The sequence below is a fragment of the Aeromonas simiae genome (assembly GCF_014892695.1).
GTDB classification, from domain to species: domain Bacteria; phylum Pseudomonadota; class Gammaproteobacteria; order Enterobacterales; family Aeromonadaceae; genus Aeromonas; species Aeromonas simiae.
Map to the genome: position 1 here is coordinate 1,398,536 of NZ_CP040449.1, position 17,052 is coordinate 1,415,587.

The 17,052-nt window shown below is 61.6% G+C and carries 13 protein-coding genes and 1 pseudogene; 7 read left to right on the forward strand and 7 right to left on the reverse strand.

Annotated features, from left to right (window positions below; all coding sequences use genetic code 11):
- Position 1 precedes the first annotated feature (1 nt).
- Together FE240_RS06580 and FE240_RS06585 are read right to left on the reverse strand one after the other, a co-directional pair.
- Positions 2–451, reverse strand: a complete 450-nt coding sequence (locus FE240_RS06580) for a hypothetical protein (protein WP_193003868.1) — start codon at positions 449–451, stop codon at positions 2–4.
- A 109-nt stretch (positions 452–560) separates the two neighbouring features.
- Positions 561–927, reverse strand: a pseudogene (locus FE240_RS06585) (YqhA family protein).
- 149 nt (positions 928–1,076) lie between these two features.
- Here FE240_RS06585 and FE240_RS06590 point away from each other — a divergent pair.
- Entirely contained in the window at positions 1,077–2,420 is a 1,344-nt protein-coding gene (locus FE240_RS06590; protein WP_193003869.1) for a potassium channel family protein, read from the forward strand.
- Positions 2,421–2,517: 97 nt separating this feature from the next.
- On the opposite strand, the gene rnt is transcribed toward FE240_RS06590, so the two are convergent.
- Positions 2,518–3,171 carry a ribonuclease T gene (rnt, locus tag FE240_RS06595; RefSeq protein WP_193003870.1) on the reverse strand — a complete coding sequence of 218 codons (654 nt, stop codon included), beginning with the start codon at positions 3,169–3,171 and terminating at the stop codon, positions 2,518–2,520.
- A 141-nt stretch (positions 3,172–3,312) separates the two neighbouring features.
- On the opposite strand from rnt, the gene FE240_RS06600 reads away from it, so the two are divergent.
- The 4 genes from FE240_RS06600 (at position 3,313) to ylqF (ending at position 7,235) form a co-directional block, all read left to right on the forward strand.
- On the forward strand, positions 3,313–4,182 hold the full coding sequence (locus FE240_RS06600; RefSeq protein WP_193003871.1) for a flagellar protein MotY: 870 nt from the start codon (positions 3,313–3,315) through the stop codon (positions 4,180–4,182).
- 144 nt (positions 4,183–4,326) lie between these two features.
- Entirely contained in the window at positions 4,327–5,655 is a 1,329-nt protein-coding gene (locus FE240_RS06605; protein WP_193003872.1) for a hemolysin family protein, read from the forward strand.
- Positions 5,656–6,189 carry a hypothetical protein gene (locus FE240_RS06610; protein WP_193003873.1) on the forward strand — a complete coding sequence of 178 codons (534 nt, stop codon included), beginning with the start codon at positions 5,656–5,658 and terminating at the stop codon, positions 6,187–6,189.
- Positions 6,190–6,296: 107 nt separating this feature from the next.
- Positions 6,297–7,235 carry a ribosome biogenesis GTPase YlqF gene (gene ylqF / locus FE240_RS06615; RefSeq protein WP_193003874.1) on the forward strand — a complete coding sequence of 313 codons (939 nt, stop codon included), beginning with the start codon at positions 6,297–6,299 and terminating at the stop codon, positions 7,233–7,235.
- 35 nt (positions 7,236–7,270) lie between these two features.
- Here ylqF and FE240_RS06620 read toward each other — a convergent pair whose 3' ends face one another.
- The 3 genes from FE240_RS06620 to dinG all read right to left on the reverse strand — a co-directional run bounded on the left by FE240_RS06620 (position 7,271) and on the right by dinG (position 11,063).
- The gene (locus tag FE240_RS06620) at positions 7,271–8,179 is read right to left on the reverse strand and encodes a histone deacetylase family protein (protein WP_193004474.1); all 909 of its coding nucleotides are present in this window, start codon (positions 8,177–8,179) and stop codon (positions 7,271–7,273) included.
- Positions 8,180–8,218: 39 nt separating this feature from the next.
- Positions 8,219–8,884, reverse strand: a complete 666-nt coding sequence (locus tag FE240_RS06625; RefSeq protein WP_193003875.1) for a YccT family protein — start codon at positions 8,882–8,884, stop codon at positions 8,219–8,221.
- Between the two features lie 103 nt (positions 8,885–8,987).
- A complete protein-coding gene (gene dinG, locus FE240_RS06630) occupies positions 8,988–11,063 on the reverse strand; it encodes an ATP-dependent DNA helicase DinG (RefSeq protein ID WP_193004475.1) in 2,076 nt (691 codons plus the stop codon).
- 382 nt (positions 11,064–11,445) lie between these two features.
- Between dinG and FE240_RS06635 the strand changes: the two genes are divergently transcribed.
- Together FE240_RS06635 and nfo are read left to right on the forward strand one after the other, a co-directional pair.
- Positions 11,446–12,525, forward strand: coding sequence for a porin (locus FE240_RS06635; RefSeq protein WP_193003876.1), 1,080 nt, complete (start codon positions 11,446–11,448; stop codon positions 12,523–12,525).
- Between the two features lie 157 nt (positions 12,526–12,682).
- Complete coding sequence (nfo, locus tag FE240_RS06640; protein ID WP_193003877.1) at positions 12,683–13,525, forward strand: deoxyribonuclease IV; 843 nt, start codon at positions 12,683–12,685, stop codon at positions 13,523–13,525.
- A 65-nt stretch (positions 13,526–13,590) separates the two neighbouring features.
- Here nfo and mfd read toward each other — a convergent pair whose 3' ends face one another.
- Entirely contained in the window at positions 13,591–17,043 is a 3,453-nt protein-coding gene (mfd, locus tag FE240_RS06645; protein ID WP_193003878.1) for a transcription-repair coupling factor, read from the reverse strand.
- Positions 17,044–17,052: the final 9 nt, after the last annotated feature.

Below are 17,052 nucleotides of genomic sequence, written 5' to 3' on the forward strand. Positions count from 1 at the left end.
ATCAAGCTCGCAGACGCAGCACGGTCCAGCGCCAGGCGTGGCGCAGCACCAGGGGAGTGAGGGCCAGGGTGCTGGCCCAGTGTAGCCAGCTGGCGACGGCGCCGAGCCGATCGCCCGGCGTGCCGTGCAGCACCAGCAATACACCGCTGCTCACGCACAGCAGTAGCAGCAGCTCGATGGTGCGGCCCGTGGTGCGCAAAAACGGTTTGCGGCTGCGCAGCAGCAGGCGGCGGTGCGACAGCCAAAAGGCACCAAACCAGAGGGGAAACAGGGAGAGGGAGAGCAGCAGGTGCAGCAGCAGGTTCCAGCGCGCCACGCCCCAGACTGGGGTCAGGGGCTCCCACAGTAGCAGGCCGGAGAAGAACATGAGATAGAGCAGCGCCTCGGCCGTCTTATGGTGCCAGGCGAGCCAGTTCCAGAAGTTGCGGGGGGAGAGGGTCTGCACGTCCATCAAAAGCTCCAGCCCGGTCAGGTACCGGGTGGGCGCAGTTTACAAGGGGGAAAGCTCAATGAAAAGTATTATCAGTTACAAATAAATGAATCCGGGCTGAATATCGAGGTCAGTGGGACACCTCTTTGGGGTCGCTCTTGTGCTCGGCCAGCCGCTCGGTGACGGCATAGATGAGGGGGCGGTGGAGAAGGCGAGAAAGACGCTCACCGACCACTTCATCTCGGTCTGGTTCATGGTGCCCTCTTCGAGAAAGGCCTTGAGCACGTCGAGGCCGGCGATGGTCACCAGCGAGTTGATGACGATGAGCGTTAATAAGGCGAAATTGATGTGATAGCGCCAGTTATCGCCCAGTGACGCGCGCTCCTGCGGGCTCTTGATCAATTGCACGTAAGCACAGGGCCACGCACAGCAGCATGGAGAGGTAAAAGGGGAGCATCAAGGCGGCTGCCGTTAAGGATGAGGTTGAAGCGACGGATGGGGCCTCTCTTTGGGTGACGACATGATGTGGCGGTGGGCCGCACGCGATGGGCGGTGGTGCGGCGCGGGGCCGTTTACCAGTATACGCATTTGGCTATCATGAGTATTCTGTCCGGCGCCCTGCCGCCACATCGCCTCGAGAGGAAACATGAACGCACAAGATTTGTGGGAGTTGACGCCGGAGCAGTTCAACGAATGGCGTCGTCAGCACGACTACCCGGTGATCTGGGGACTGCTCGAAAGCTCGCTGCCCTATTTCTCCGATTGGCTCTCCCAGCAGCAGCTTGAGAAAGAGATCATCTTCCGGCTGGGGATCGCCCGCTTTATCAGCGCCACCGATCCACTGAGCTTGTGTCTTTACAAGAGCGACGATCGCTGGCGCTTGCACGGCACGGGCTCGGCCATGCTGGCCTCTTTGCGTAAAAGTGGCCTCATCGCCAGCGAGCGAACTTTTCTGCCTTATCTGCTCTGGTTTCGTGGTCAACATGGTGACAAGGCCGCCAACCAGATCCGCCAGCTACTGACCATTACCACCAACGGGCGCGGTGAGGCGCTGGTGCTCGGCCAGCACCCCTTGCTCAATATCGGCGGCATTGAGCTGAGCGAGCCGGTGGTGTCGGGGCGACTGCTCGATTTCACCTCCATGGACGATCTGGTGCTGCGCGGCGCCATCAACAATTCGCCCATCTATCTCTGGCACTGTTCGGCCAAGGGGATGCAGATCCATGGCGGCGTGTCGGGACTCGATTTTTTCGACACCTTCCTGTGGGATCATCGCAACGGCTCGCAAAAACGTGAGCTGGCCCTGATCGATGGCATTTTTCAAGATTGCCGCTTCGAGTGCAGGGACTTTCGTTTTCACTCTTCGCGCGCCGTGCTCAAGTACTTTGAGGTGTATGGGGAGTTTTTTGACGCGACACTCGAGCACACCAGCTTAGAGGAGATCGCCATCCAGTACCGCCCCCATGGCAAGCCCAACTACAGCGATGCCAGCCGCTATTACCGCAATGCCAAGCGGCTGCTCTCAAGCGTCGGTAACGTGGTGGAGGCGGGGGAGTATTACTACCTGGAGAAGCAGTGCGAAATGAAGGCTTATCGCACCCCCGGCGCCCTTTACAAGGAGACTTGGCTGCGTCAGAGCCTACCCCGCAAGTGGTTGACCTCAAGTTACTGCTGGCTGCGCTATCTGGCCAAACTGACCAGCTATGTCACCTGGGGCTTTGGCGAGCGGCCGGAGCGCAGCCTGTTTATCTCGCTGGGCGTGATCCTGGCGGCGACCCTGGCCTATTTTGCCTCCCCCTCATCGACCACCTACCTGCATGCGGGGCGCTCGCTCTATTTCAGCATCGTTACCTTTGTCACCCTAGGGTATGGCGACATCTCCCAGACATCGACCTGGCTCGAGCTATTGTCGGCCTGTGAAGCCTTATGCGGCATGGTGCTGATGGGGCTGTTTCTGGCAGGCTTTGCCTCCAAGACCAAGCAGTATTGAGGTTGGTGCGGACGCCGTCTGGCACGTCGGTGCGCTGAGCAAGATGCACGGCGCTGACATGGTGGACATAACAACGGGAGCCTTGGCTCCCGTTTTTTTATTCCTCGTCTGCGTCTGGCTCGCAGGGGGCCGGTGGCCAGCCGCCGAGCTCCTTCCAGCGGTTGACGATGTGGCAGAACAGCTCGGTGGTGCGATCCGTGTCGTACAGGGCCGAGTGAGCCTCTTTATTATCGAAGGGGATGCGGGCGCTCTGGCACGCCTTGGCCAGCACGGTCTGACCCAGCGCCAACCCGGAGAGGGCGGCGGTGTCGAAGGTGGCGAAGGGGTGGAATGGATTGCGCTTGAGCCCGGCGCGCTCGGCTGCGGCCATCACGAAGCCATGATCAAAGGTGGCGTTGTGGGCTACCACGATGGCGCGGCCACAGTCACTCTCCTTCATGCCTTTGCGGATCCCCTTGAAGATCTCGGTCAGCGCCTCTTTCTCGCTGACCGCGCCGCGCAGGGGATTGAACGGATCGATACCGGTGAAATCGAGCGCCGCCTTCTCGAGGTTGGCCCCCTCGAAGGGTTCAACGTGGAAGTGAAACATCTGATCCGGCAGCAACCAGCCGTCGGCATCCATCTTGAGGGTGCAGGCGGCAATCTCCAGCAGGGCATCGGTACGGGCATTGAAACCGGCGGTCTCCACGTCGATGACGACGGGATAGAAGCCGCGAAAGCGTCCCTTGAGGGTGTGAACTGACTCGGTCATGGGATCTCAGCAGGCAGAAAACGAGGCGGCATTATGGCAAAAACGGCGCAGCTTGTCGCGCCGGATAGCCGGCAGAGAAAGGCTAAAGAAGTGACCGGTGGCGCCGATACAGCGTGAAGAACGGCAGTGGGAGCGCATCAGGTGAAATACGCGGGTTGGTTGATAGTGCTAGCGGCAGGACCGCTACAGGCCGGGGTGACCGAATTCGGTGCCGGTCTGGATCAATCCGTCTGGCGTCTGACCTCGGATACCCAGGTAGAATGCCGCCTTGAGCACCCGATCCCGAGCTGGGGCACCGGCATGTTCGTGGCCCGCGCGGGCAATCGCATCAACCTCGATTTCGAGCTGCATGGCCAGCGCCCCCAAGCACGTACCCAGGCGGTGACGCTGGGCTCCATGCCGCCGGTATGGCGCCCAGGGATGGCCGGGCGTGAGATAGCCCAGCTGCGCTTCTATCAGCAGTTCAACGGTCTGGTCAACGGTCAGACGGCATGGACCATGCTCGATGAGCTGGAAGGGGGGCGCATGCCGACCTTCCAGTACCGCGACTGGTATCGCCAGGACAGGGCGGTGCGGGTCTCCCTCTCCTCGGTCAACTTCCGGGTCAAGTATCAGGCTTTTATGGATTGCATGAACAGCCTGCTGCCCTACAGCTTTAGTGACATCGCGTTTAGCATGCTCACCTACGAAAAGAACAGCGATCGCCTCTCGGCGGCCTCGCGCCGCCGTCTCGCCATGATTGGCGATTACCTCAAGGCCGATCCCAGCATCGATGTGGTGGTCATCAATGCCTACAGCGATAGCTATGGGGGACGCTGGACCAACCAGAAGTTATCGGAAAAGCGGGCTGAGGCGATCAAGACCTTCTTTACCGGTCTGGGGCTGGAGCCGGGCAAGATTGCGGTGGAGGGGCATGGGGAGAAGCAGCATGTGGCTTCGAATGACACGGAAAAGGGGCGCGCCAAGAACCGCCGAGTGGTCATCTCCCTCGATCGCAGCAGCAACATCTGATCTTCGTTAAGGGACTCCTCCCCTGTTTTTGCCTCCTCTGTCCAATCTGTCATCTCTTTCTGCTACTATATCGCCTCCGGGGCGCTTGCCGCGTCGGTGCCGTCAGGCACCCATGCGGTTCGCCTCTTACTCAATAGGTAGATCATGAGTTTTGTTGACGGTCTTTTTATGCTGGCGTTGCTGATCATCAGCAGCGTGTTCTTCTCCCTCTCAGAAATATCCCTTGCGGCTTCACGCAAGATCAAATTGCAGGTCATGGCCGATGAGGGTCACCGCAACGCCCAGAAGGTGTTGGATCTGCAAGCCCAGCCGGGTAACTTTTTCACCGTGGTGCAGATTGGTCTCAATACAGTGGCTATTTTGGCCGGTGTGCTGGGCGAGTCGGCCCTCAATCCTGCCTTTCGCGAGCTCGTTTCCGAATTTTACCAAGGGCCCTGGCTCGGCGAGCTGAGCTCGATACTCTCGTTCGTGTTCGTGACCGGCAGCTTCATCCTGATCGCGGATCTGATGCCCAAGCGGCTGGCGATGAGCTTCCCTGAGCAGATCGCGGTGCGCATCGTCAAGCCGATGATTTTCATGGTGCTCCTGCTGCGCCCCTTGGTGTGGATCTTCAACGGGGTCGCCAACTCCCTGTTTAAGCTGCTGCACATCTCCACCGTGCGCAACGATGAGATCACCTCGGACGACATCTTCGCCCTGGTCGATGCAGGGGCCGAAGCCGGTGTGTTGCAGCGCGAGGAGCAGCAACTCATCGAGAATGTGTTTGAGCTGCAATCTCTTTCGGTGACCTCGGCCATGACGGCGCGCGAAAGCCTCATCTACTTCACCCTGCAAGAGAGTGAAGAGAGCATCAAGGCCAAGATTGCCGAGCATCCCCATAACAAATTCCTGGTGTGTGACAAGAACCTCGACAGCATCAAGGGGGTGGTGGATGCCAAGGAGCTGCTGATCCGCGTCATCAACAACAAGAGCATCGAGTTCAAGGGTGATTCCCTGGTGCATAACGTGCTGATCATCCCCGACACCCTGACCCTGTATGAGGCGATGGAGTACTTCAAGAACCATCGTGGTGACTTTGCCGTGGTGATGAACGAGTACGCCCTGGTGGTCGGGATCGTCACCATGAACGATCTGATGAGCACCGTCATGGGGGAGTGGGCGACCCACGTGGTGGAGGAGCAGATAGTCCAGCGTGACGATCACTCCTGGTTGGTCGATGGAGTCACCCCGATTTCGGACGTGATGCGCTCGTTTGACATCGAGGAGTTCCCCGATTCTCAAAATTACGAAACCATCGCCGGTTTCATCATGTTTATGCTGCGCAAGATCCCGAAGCGAACCGACTCGGTGACCTATGCCGGCTACAAGTTTGAAGTGGTGGACATCGACAGCTACAAGGTGGATCAGCTGTTGGTGACCCGGGTTGAACCTCTCTCCCCCGCCAGTAACGGGGAGCAAGGAGAACAAGAGTAAATGCACGTCACGCTCTCCAAAGGGCAGCGCCTGCTGCTTATCGCCACCGGTCTGCTCGTCACCGCTTGCAGCCAGAAGCCGGCCACGGCGCCGGTCAAACCTGTCGTCAAGGCCGAGCCGGCACCGGTCGTCAGTCGCCCCGATCCCAATGCCAAGGTGCAAACCGAGGCGGTGGAGCGCTTTAGCTTCGACGAGCAATATCAGGGGCCGGCAGAGGGCTCACTGGCGTCGGCCAAAGCCCTGTTTGCCCGCGGCTATGTAGACTCGGCGCTGCGTGAGACCATGCTGGGGGCGGTACACAACGACTACCCCATGCTGGGGCTGCGCGATGTGCGCCTGACCGACCCGGTGGCGCGCTTTCTCACCTCGGGGCGCGCCATCAGCACCGCCCAGCAATACCTGCGCACTGGCCTCGAGGCCCGGATGGGCGCCATGAGCGACGCCCGTTTCCAGCAGATCTGGCAGAGCCTGCCGCAAAATGGCCAGGTGCGGCACTGGAGTGCGCGCATCAAGCAGGTCATGGCGGGTCGCTGATCCAACAGGGGGCTGCGGCCCCCTTCGTTATTTAGGTCGCCGGACTCCACAGCCGGCCATAAACTCGGGTAGAATGCGCCCCCTTGGCTCTACTGGAGAGGAAGAGAATGTCAATTAACTGGTTCCCGGGTCACATGCACAAGGCGAGAAAAGAGATCGCCGAGGTGATGCCGCAGGTGGATGTCATCATCGAGATGATCGATGCGCGCATCCCCTTCTCCAGCGAAAACCCGCTCGTGCCTGAGCTGCGCGGTGATACGCCGGTGATCAAGGTGCTCAACAAGGCGGATCTGGCCGATCCGGCCATCACGGCCCTGTGGGTCGCCCATCTGGAGCAGCAAAAGGGGATCCGCGCCCTGCCGCTGACCCAGCAAAAACCCGAAGAGATCAAGAGCCTGCTGAGCCTGTGCCACGAGATGCTGCCGGAGCGGGAGAAGGCGGTGCGCGGGGTACGCGCCATGATCATGGGGATCCCTAACGTCGGCAAGTCGACCCTCATCAATACCCTGGCTGGGCGCATCATCGCCAAGACAGGTAACGAGGCGGGGGTGACCAAGTCCCAGCAGCGCATCAAGCTCGATGGCAACATCATCCTGACCGATACCCCGGGGTTTCTCTGGCCCAAGCTGAGCCCAGCGTCCTGTGGTTATCGGCTGGCCGTCACGGGCGCCATCAAAGATACCGTGATCGATTATGCCGACATCGCCCTGTTTGCCGCCGAATACCTGCTCAAGGCCTATCCAGAGCGGTTGATGGAGCGCTACCAGCTGAGCGCGTTGCCGGCCAGCGACATCGAGCTGATGGATGCCATCGCCGAGCGCCGTGGCTGCATGCGCAAGGGCGGGGTATCGGATCTGCACAAGGTGTCGGAGATCCTGATCCACGAGCTGCGTCTGGGCCAGCTTGGCCCGCTGACTCTGGAAACCCCCGAGATGGTGAGCCAGGAGCTGGTCGAGGCCAAAGAAGAGGAAGCGCGCAAGGCCAAGGAGAAAGCCGATCGCGACAAGGTGCGCCAGGCCAAGGCCCGCAAGCGCTACGGCAAATAACATCAGCACCAGAGGCGGCCTGCGGGCCGCCTTTTTCATGGGCGTGTGGGGGCAAACCGGATCAGCGCTTCTTCGAACAGTCCGGCATGCAGTGCAATCAGTGGCTGCCAATCACGGCGGTAGCCGCCACCGGGAACGGCCGCGATGGGAATACCGTGACGAGCGGCCTCGCCGAGCACCCAGCGATCGCGCAGGCGCACGCCCTGACTGCTGACCGCCAAGTGGCCCAGCTCGTCCTCCACATGAATATCGACCCCCGCCTGGTAGAGGATGAGATCCGGGGAGTAGAGGCGCAGCGCCATGGTCAGTGCCTGCTCCAACGTCTCGAGATAGGCCTCGTCCCCGGTGCCGTCTGGCAGGGGGAAATCGAGGTGAGAGGGGGGCTTGCGGCTGGGAAAGTTGCGTTCGGCGTGCAGCGAGAGGGTGATAATATCGCGGCGCCCTGCGCACAGGGTGGCAGAGCCATCCCCTTGGTGCACATCGAGATCGCAGATGAGCACCCGATCGATGCCAGGGTGAGTCAGCACCTGCTCGGCCGCTAACACCAGATCGTTGAACAGGCAAAAGCCGCTGCCCATCGCTCGGTGGGCATGGTGGTAGCCGCCGGAGATCTGCATGGCGCAGCCGTACTCGAGTGCCGCTTCGGCCGCCGCGACCGTGGCCCCTACCGAGTACAGGGTTCGCTGGATCAATGCAGGGCTCCAGGGAAAGCCGATGCGCCGCAGCGCGGCCGCAGGCAGGCTACCGGTGAGGACGCCCTCCACGTAGGCGGGATCATGAACGCGGCGAAGCAGTGCCGGGTCGACAACCCTGGCTTGGCAAAAATCGAGGGGCAGTGACTGGAGCTGGTCAAAGAGGGCCTGATATTTGGCCAGCGGAAAGCGGTGGCCGGGCGGCAGCGAGAGGGCCGAATAGAGTGGATGGTAGAAAACCGGGAGGCTCATGATAGAGAAGGGGGAGCGCAAGCTCCCCCTGTTCATCATTTATTGCTGCTGCTGGATGATCCAGATCTGGAACGCCTTGCGGGTCTCCGCGTCGGCCTTGTTGTACCACTCCTGCAGCTGGGTGAGCGCTTCCGGGCTGGATTGAGCCTTGGTCGGCGCCACTTGCAGCGGCTCGTTGTTGCTAGCTGCCATCACGGCCGCGGTCGGCACGGCGACGGTCTTGGGCTGGTTGAATGCCTTGCCCATGGCCAGCAGCTCTTGCTGGTAGTCGCGGGTCAGCTGGAAGCCTTCCACCTTGGGCATCACGAAGCGATCGCTCTGGAGCTGCTGGCCGGTGACCTTGTCCTTGAGCTGCACGTCTTGCACCTTGGTGAACTCGCGCGCTTCGCTTTCACTGCGCGGCTTTTTATAGTCGAGGGTCAGCTTTTGCCCATTGCTGGATTCAAAGTTGAACACCAGCGGCTCAGCGGTGACCAGTTTGGTCTCGTTACGGGTGGAGTAGTTCCCCTCGAAGGAGACCACCAACTGGTGCTTGCCGTCTTGCAGGCGGACGTTGTGGCTCTTCTCGAGCAGTTTGGCGTTGACACCATGGCCGTCGAGCAGCTGAAGCACATAAGGCGGCATCACCTCCAGGGTGGCGTCGGCAAGCGCTACATTACCCCAGACCATGCCCGCCAGGGCCGGCAACAGAACCGTCAGTTTCATCATATCTCCTTGAAGCATCGGCGAGAGCACCGAAAAACCGTGTGGCATTTTTACAGGTTTACCGCGAGCCAGCAAGAACTCGTGGGGTGGTCGGTGCTGTGACTCATTCGATACGGCGGCGAAACGGGGGCAAGGCATCGAGCAGTGGCTTGCCGTAACGTTTGGTGACGAGGCGCCGATCCAAAATGGTGACGCGTCCGGCATCGGCCTCCTTACGAATAAGGCGGCCGCAGGCCTGGATCAGCTTGCGGGAGGCCTCTGGTACGGTCACTTGCAAGAAGGGGTTGCCGCCGCGTTTTTCGATCCACTCGGCGGTGGCCTCCTCCACCGGTGAGGTGGGGACGGCAAAGGGCAGCTTGGTGATGATGAGGTTAGTGAGGTAGTGACCGGGCAAGTCCAGCCCTTCTGAAAAGCTACCGGTACCAAGCAGCACGCTGGGGGTGCCGCCATCACAGCGCTGGCGGTGCAGGGTGAGCAGGGCGCTGCGTGACGCTTCCCCCTGCACCAGCAATGTCAGGCCATGGGTGCGTAGCCCTTCGGCCACCTCATTCATCTGGCGATAAGAGGAGAACAGCACCAGGCTGGCCTGCTGATCTGCCAGCAAGCCCGGCAGCCGCTCGATCAGTTCTTGGGTGAACTGGGGGTCATTGGGCTCGCAGCGCATCTTGGGCAGGTAGAGTTCGGCCTTGTCGTAATCAAAGGGCGAGCGCAGGCGCAGGTAGCGGGTGCCGTCGTGGGGCTTGAGCCCGGCCTGATGGCGAAAGTAGTCGAAGTTGGAGAGGGCGGTCAGGGTCGCCGACACCAGCACGGCGCCGAGGCACTTAGACCAGAGCCACTCTTCAAGCAGGTACCCCACTTCAATCGGCGAGGCGTGCACCAGTACATCCTGGCCATCCTCAGTGCGACTTAGCCAGCGGGCCAGCGGGGTCTTGCCCGGCGCCACCTCGCGGCTCATCAGCTCCCACAACTGGTTGAAGTTCTCCAGTCGTTGCAGGAAAAAGCCCGCCTCGGCCAGCAGCGGCTCGGCGTCCCGACGCTTGAGATCCCCCTCGCGCAGCGCCTCGGCCACGCCACCTTGCAACCGGTCGAGGGCACGCAGCGCCTGTTTGCTGCTCTCTCTTAAGTTGAGCGCCAGCAAGGGGAGCGGCTCGGGGAGATCCCCATCGGGGAAACGGTGCTGGCGCTCGCTGCCAAAGAGCTGCGGGTGTTGGCCTATCCACTGCTCGGTAGCCTTGAGATCGGGCAAGATGGCGGCCAGGGCGTCTTGCAACTTGAGCTGGGCGTCGAGCAGGCTTTCGCCCGGCAGGGCTCGGCCTATCTTGCCGGCGCTCTGGGCCAGCTTTTCTAGCCAGCGGCGCGAGCCCCCCAAGTGAATGAAGGCGGCCCCGTGATCGCGCGCCACTGTCGGCAGGTGGTGGGCTTCGTCGAGCACGTAGAAGCACTCATCCGGCGGCGGCAATATGATGCCGCCCCCCATGGTGAGATCCGACAATAGCAGGGCGTGGTTGACCACCAGCACATCGCTCTCATCCATCTTGTCGCGGGCCCGGTGAAACGGGCAGTGCTGGTGGTGGGTCAGCGCCTTGTTGCAGGTGTGGCGATCGGCGGCGATCCGCTCCCAGGCCATATCCTTGATGGGGGAGGGCCAGTTATCCCGATCGCCATCCCATTTGCCCGCGGTGTAGTGATCCCACAGCTTTTTATAAAGGCTCTTGTCATCCTCGCTCGGCCGGGAGGTCGAGAGCTGCTCGAAGGCAAATTCCAGGTTGCTGCCCCCATCGCCCATGGCCGCCTGCTCCAGCAGGTGCTCGCAGCAATAACGCTGACGCCCCTTGACCAGCATGAAGCGAAACGGGACGGCGCTGTGGCGCAGGAAGAAGGGGAGATCCTTGTGGATGAGCTGCTCTTGCAGTGCCACGGTGGCGGTGGAGATGATCAGCTTCTTTTGTTGCAACCGGGCCAGCGGGATGGCGCCCTGAGCATAGGAGAGGGATTTGCCGATCCCGGTGCCAGCTTCGGCGACCAGGATGCGCCGTGAACGTTCATAGTCACCGCTCAGGGTCTTGGCAATTTCGGCCACCAGGAAGTTTTGCTCCCGGCGCGGTACAAAGCCCGGCAGCGCCTCGGCGAGCTGTCGATAGGTGGTGCGAATGGCGTCTTTGAGGCGGTCTGAGAGCATACGGGCAGCCGGTTTTAGCAAGCGGTGCAACAGAATACCCAACATGGGGGAAGGGTGCGACCCTATTCGCCCCGAGAGGGGCCCGATGTTGTCGTGGGAGGGATCAGTCGCAGGGGGGCGACGTACCATGAGGAAAAGGGGCGCCAAGGCTCATTTGAGCAGCAGTTTTAACCGAAAAACGTTTTATTTTCCGGATTTTATGTAATGAGATCTGGCTCACATTTTGGGGCGTATGACTATCGATACAACAAAAAGTTCCAAGTTTTTTTATTGCGGATTGACAACCCCGATGCTAGTCTCGCCAGCATAGTAACGCATAGAACGTTACTAACACAGGGAATAACAAAGACTTAGTGTTTAATTACAGTAGGCATTGGAAACTATGAAAAAGACAATTCTGGCTATCGCCATCCCGGCACTGTTCGCTTCTGCTGCCAACGCTGCCGTGATCTATGACAAGGACGGCACCACTTTTGACGTATACGGCCGTGTGCACGCCCAGTATTACGGTGAGTACGACTCCTACGACGCCAACACCGATACCTCCACCAAGAACGACGGTGAGCTGAAGACTTACGCTCGTCTGGGTTGGTCCGGTCGTATGGCACTGGACAGCATCTGGTCCGGTATCGCTAAGACCGAGTGGCAGATCGCTTCCGAAAACTCTTACGACGCCGATGCTCGTGAAGTGAAGGCTCGTCACATCTACGCCGGTTTTGACGGCTCCCAGTACGGTCAAGTTCTGTTCGGTCAAACCGAAACTGCCTTCTACAACGCCACCGTTGCCAAGACCGATATCTTCGAAGACTACGGCGATATGGCCAACGTCTACGACGGTCGTCAAGAAGGTCAGGCCATCTACAAGGGTCAGTGGGGCGGTTTTGGCTTCCAGACCGGTTACATCACCAACAACGGTAGCTACGACTCCAACTACACCGGTTGGTCCGCTATTGAAGGTCACATGGACAAGGGTTACACCGTCGGTGCTACCTATGACTTCGACTTCGGTCTGGGTCTGGCCGCTGGTTACGAGAGCAAGAGCTTCGAAGACGGTGACAAGTCCATTCTGGGCATCACCACCGAAGTGGGCTCCTTCGCTCAGACCAACCTGACCGACAAGGATGACTGGGCCCTGGCTGCCAGCTACACCTACGCCGGTTTCTACTTCGCCGGTCTGTACAACGAGTCCAAGTTCAAGTTCGACGGTTTCAACGATGTTAAGGTTCGTGGCTATGAACTGGCTGCCTCCTACAACGTAGACGCCTGGACCCTGCTGGCCGGTTACAACCGTTCCGAAGCCAAGATCAAGAACGTCTCCAGCTACGAAGACACCACCAACCACGGTGTGCTGGGTGTTCAGTACGCTTTCAACACCAAGCTGAAGGCTTACACCGAGTACAAGATCCAAGGTCTGGATCACCAAGACGACGAGTGGACCGCTGGTATGCAGTACAACTTCTAATCGAAGTTGTCCAAGCGAGACACAAGACCGGGGCGCAAGCCCCGGTTTTCTTTTTGGCGCCGCTGACCTATCGGCTTGCTCGCTTGCCGCCATCGCCCACGCCGGTTTGGCGCGGTTGCGCTGGGCAGGCATAATGGCGTCTCAACAAGGAGACCCCATGAAATACATCGGAGCCCACGTCAGCGCCGCGGGCGGCGTGGAGAACACCATCGACCGCGCCCTGGCCATCGGTGCCAACGCCTTCGCCCTCTTTACCAAGAATCAGCGCCAGTGGCAGGCCGCCCCCCTTACCCCTTCCTCCATCGATGGGTTCAAGAAGGCCATGGCCCGGGCCGGCTTTTTGCCAGAGCAAGTGCTGCCCCACGACAGCTATCTCATCAACTTAGGCCACCCCGAGCCCGAGGCGCTGGCCAAGTCCCGCGATGCCTTCTTAGACGAGATGCGCCGCTGCGAGCAGTTGGGGCTCTGTTATCTCAATTTCCACCCCGGCAGCCACCTTGGCAAGATCCCGGAGCGGGTCAGCCTTAAACTGGTGAGTGAGTCCATCAACTGGGCCCTGGAGCAGACGCAAGGGGTGACGGCGGTGATTGAAAACACCGCTGGGCAGGGCACCAACCTCGGTTGGTCGTTCGAGCAGTTGGCCACCATCATTGACGGGGTCGAGGATAAGTCCCGGGTCGGGGTCTGCCTCGATACCTGTCATGCCTTTGCGGCCGGCTATGATCTGCGCACTCAGGAAGGGTGCGAGCAGGTGTTCGATGAATTTGAACGCCAAGTCGGCTTTGCGTATCTGAAAGGGATGCACATCAACGGCGCCAAGAGCACCTTCGGCAGCCGGGTCGATCGCCATCACAGCCTGCGTGAGGGCAACCTCGGCGAGGCGGTGTTTCGCTATCTGATGCCCGATCCGCGCTTTGATCGCATTCCGCTGATCCTCGAGACCATCGACGAGAGCATCTGGCGCGAGGAGATCGCCTGGTTGCGCACCCTGGCCGGATAGGGCGCGCTAGCAATAACAAGGGCAGCCATGGCTGCCCTTGTTCATTTCAGTTGCCGGGTATGGCCTTACACCGTGTGGCGGGCCAGCTCGCCGAGCAGATCGCCGACCAGCTTGAGGCGCGCCTCGCGGCCACTGCTCGGCACGTTGAAGCGCAGCCGGCTCGGCCCCTCCATCTTGTAGATGCGCGGCTGCTCGGTGAGCAGGCGCACCAGAAAGGCCGGGTCGACTGCGGTCTTCTCGGAAAAATCGAGGTGGCCGCCGCGCTCGGTCATCTCGAGGCGCTTGATGCCAAGACGAGTGGCCATGAGACGGAAGGCAGCGATGTCGAGCAGGGTCTTGGCCGCCTCGGGCAACAGGCCGAAGCGGTCGATCAGCTCCACCTTCAGCTCGTCGAGCTCCTCTTGCGAGGCGCTGCTGGCGATGCGCTTGTACATCGAAAGACGCATGTTCACATCCGGCAGGTAGTCATCGGGCAGCAGGGCCGGCAGGCGCAGCTCCACCTCGGTGTGATCGGCAAGCAGGGTGTCGAGGGCGGGCTCCTTGCCGCTTTTGAGCGCCTCCACCGCCTGCTCGAGCATCTCCATGTAGAGGGTGAAGCCGACCGACTGGATCTGGCCGCTCTGCTCGTCGCCGAGCAGCTCGCCGGCCCCGCGGATCTCCAGATCATGGGTGGCCAGCGCGAAGCCGGCACCGAGATCTTCGAGCGAGGCGATGGCCTCGAGCCGCTTGGCCGCATCCTTGGTCATCAGCTTGGGATGCGGGGTGAGCAGGTAGGCATAGGCTTGGTGGTGGGAGCGCCCGACCCGGCCACGCAGTTGGTGTAGTTGGGCCAATCCTAAGTGATCGGCCCTGTCCATGATGATGGTGTTGGCGCTTGGCACGTCGATGCCGGTCTCGATGATGGTGGTGCACACCAGCAGGTTGAAGCGCTGGTGGTAGAAATCCGACATGATCCGCTCAAGCTCGCGCTCGCGCATCTGGCCGTGGGCCACGCCGATGCGCGCCTCCGGCACCAGCTCGGCGAGGTCGGCCGCGCATTTCTCGATGCTCTCGACGTCGTTGTGCAGATAGTAGATCTGGCCGCCACGTTTGAGCTCCCGCAGCACCGCCTCGCGCACCACGGCCGGATCGTGCTGGCGCACGAAGGTCTTGATGGCCAGCCGCTTGGCGGGCGGGGTGGCGATGATCGAGAGATCGCGCATCCCCGACATGGCCATGTTGAGGGTGCGCGGGATGGGGGTGGCGGTCAGGGTCAGGATGTCCACGTCGGCGCGCAGCGCCTTGATCTTCTCCTTCTGGCGTACCCCGAAGCGGTGCTCCTCATCAACGATGAGCAGCCCCAGATCCTTGAAGGTGAGATCGGAGCCGAGCAGCTTATGGGTGCCGATGATGATATCCACCTTGCCCTCTTTGAGGTCGGCCAGCACCGCGCTTTGCTCCTTGGCCGAGCGAAAACGGCTCAGTACCTCGACCCGCACCGGCCAGTTGGCGAAGCGATCGCGGAAGTTATCGTAGTGCTGCTGGGCCAGCAGGGTGGTGGGCACCAGCACCGCCACCTGCTTGCCGCCGTGCACCGCCACAAACGCCGCCCGCATCGCCACCTCGGTCTTGCCAAAGCCCACGTCGCCGCACACCAGGCGGTCCATGCTCTTGGCCTGGCACATGTCGCCGAGCACCGCATTGATGGCATTGAGCTGATCGTCGGTCTCCTCGAACGGGAAGCCGGCGGCGAACTGGCGATAGGCCTCCTTGTTGTGGCGAAAGGCAAAGCCGTCGCGGGCGGCGCGGTGGGCGTAGATGTCGAGCAGCTCGGCCGCCACGTCGCGCACCTTCTCGGCGGCCTTGCGCTTGGCGCGGCTCCAGGCCTCGCCGCCGAGCTTGTGGCTGGGCGGGTTGTCCGAGCCGGTGTAGCGGCTGATGAGGTGCAAGTTGGTGACCGGCACGAACAGCTTGTCGCCCCCGGCGTATTCCAGAGTGAGAAACTCGGTCGGCAGGCCGCCGGCGTTGAGGGTCTCAAGCCCGAGGTAGCGGCCGATGCCGTGATCGAGGTGCACCACGGGCTGGCCCTGGGTCAGCTCGCCCAGGTTGCGGATGATGGCGTCTGAACTGAGCTGCTTGGCGCGATCGCGCTGGCGTGAGCGGCGCACCCGGCTGCCGAGCAGCTCGGTCTCGGTAATGAGGGCCAGGGCGCGCTCGGGCAGAATAAAGCCCCCCTCGAGCGGGCAGACCAGCACGCCGAGCGGATCGCCGGCGGCGAGGAACTCGGCCAGTGAGGCGTACTCGGCCGGGCGCAGGTCGATGCGGGCCAGCAGGTCGCGTAGCGCCTCGCGCCGCCCCTCGGTAGGCACCGCAAACAGGGTGCGGCCGCCAAAGCCGGCCAGAAACTGCTGCAAGGCGGCGAGCGGCTGCTCCTGACTGTGATCCAGGGTCAGCTCTGGTAGCGGTTGGACCGGAAGATCGCTCTGGCCCGCATCACCGGCGGTCGGGCCCTCTTGCAGGCGCACATCGACGTACTGGCCGAGCCCGGCAAAGAGCTGCTCGACCGGCAGGTAGAGCTCGCTAGGGGGCAGCAGCGGGCGACTCTGATCCCAGCGGCGATCCTCATAGCGCTGCTGGATGTCGTTCCAAAAGCGCTGGGCGGCCGGGTAGATCTCGCCGACCGTCAGCAGCAGGGTATCGGCCGGCAGGTAGTCAAACAGGCGTGCAGTCGCCTCGAAAAAGAGCGGCAGGTAGTACTCGATACCGGCCGGCCAGCGCCCCTTGCTCACCTCCTGATAGATGGCCCCATCGCTGCGCGAAATCTCGAAGCGCTCGCGGTAGTGGCCGCGAAAGCGCTCGATGGCGCTCTCGTCGGTGGGAAACTCCCGAGCCGGCAGTAGCTGCACCCGCTTGACCGGGTCGCTCGAGCGCTGGGTCTCCGGATCGAAGGGACGGATGGAGTCCACCTCGTCATCGAAAAAGTCGATGCGATACGGGGTCTGGCTGCCCATGGGGAAGAGATCGAGCAAGGAGCCGCGGGCGGCGAACTCGCCGTGCTCGAGCACCTGCTCGACCGCCACGTAGCCGGCCTCGGCCAGCCGGGCGCGCAGCCCTTGCAGCGACAGGCGCTGGCCGGCCTCTAGCAGCAGGCTGAAGCGATCGAGGTAGCTGCGCGGGGCGCAGCGCAGCATCAGGGTCGAGACGGGCACGATCACCACGCCACGGGTCATCTGCGGCAGGTGATAGAGGGTCTCGAGCCGCTGGGAGAGGATGTCCTGATGCGGCGAGAAGGTGTCGTAGGGCAGAGTCTCCCAGTCCGGGAACAGCAGCACGGGGCACTCGCTCCCCTCGAGCAGGAAGGTGAGCTCCTGCTCGAGGCGCAGCGCCGAGGGGGTGTCTGCGGTCACCAGCAGCAAGGGGCGCTGCTGTTCGCGGGCCAAGGTGGCGGCGGTCAGGGAGAGGGCGCTACCAACGAGGCCCCCCAGTGTCAGTTTGGCGCCGGCCTGCCGGGGCAGGGCCGGAAGGGTAAATGCGGTCATGAGTCTCGA